Here is an 830-nt window from a genome sequence, read left to right on the forward strand (position 1 = left end):
GCCCGGCGGCTCCGAGCCGGTCAGCGCCAGCACCTCGGCGACCGTCTCGGTCGAATGGGGTGGTGTCCCGGGCGGACGCGTCTTGTCACGCAGCAGACCTTCAACGCCCGCCTCGGCGTAGCGCCGCTGCCAGCGCCACACGGCCGGGCGGCTGACGCCCGCCCGCCGGGCCACATCTTGGACGCTCAGGCGCTCGGCCGAGAGTAAGACGATGCGGGCGTGCTGGGTATGCTTGAGCGGACGGGAGCGGTCGCTGGCGATCGCAGCCAGCCGTGCCGGGTCGGTCGCATCGAGGTGTACGCATACCGTCTGAGCCATCGCACAGACTCGCACGTCTCACCGTGTGCGTGAATCCGCCGTCCGCGTCACTGCACTAGACAGCGCGTCTGTCCCGACAAAAAACTAGTGCGGCAGAGTCGGCTGTTCCGCCCGTCGTTCGAGGGCGTTGAGATAGCCGTCGGGATCGCGGCGGAAGCGGGTGCGTGTGGTCCGCGCTTGCCTACTGATGATTAGGGATTGGCGTATGACCTGCCACCGTATCGGATCGACTCGGCCGAGGTCGCGGCCGGAGGCCGTCCTCGCTTGGGTCCGAATGATGATCGGCCCCCACAGGGTGGTCCAAGGTTGAAGCTAGTGCGTGGTAGGCCTGGAGTTGACCCCGTTTGTGGTCCACGGCCTATGCAAGTTTCCGGGCTGTGACAGCTTGGTTGGCGAAGGCTCGGGGCGTCAAGCCGCCCAAGGCCGTATGGGGGCGATCTTCGTTGTAGTGGCACCTCCAGTCCTCGATGCGCTCGCGGGCATCGGCCAGCGACAGGAACCACGAGGCGTTC

The 830-nt window shown here is 67.0% G+C and carries 2 protein-coding genes; both read right to left on the reverse strand.

The features are described 5' to 3' along the window. Nucleotides 1–318 (reverse strand): helix-turn-helix domain-containing protein (locus MKK65_RS09830; RefSeq protein ID WP_243957378.1); only part of this gene is annotated, 318 nt, incomplete at its 3' end. A gap of 358 nt (nucleotides 319–676) precedes the next feature. Next, nucleotides 677–830: transposase (locus MKK65_RS09835; RefSeq protein ID WP_243957380.1), on the reverse strand; the 154-nt coding region annotated here is incomplete at its 5' end.

Origin of the sequence: Methylobacterium sp. J-001, assembly GCF_022829565.1 — a bacterium.
Classification (GTDB): Bacteria; Pseudomonadota; Alphaproteobacteria; order Rhizobiales; family Beijerinckiaceae; genus Methylobacterium.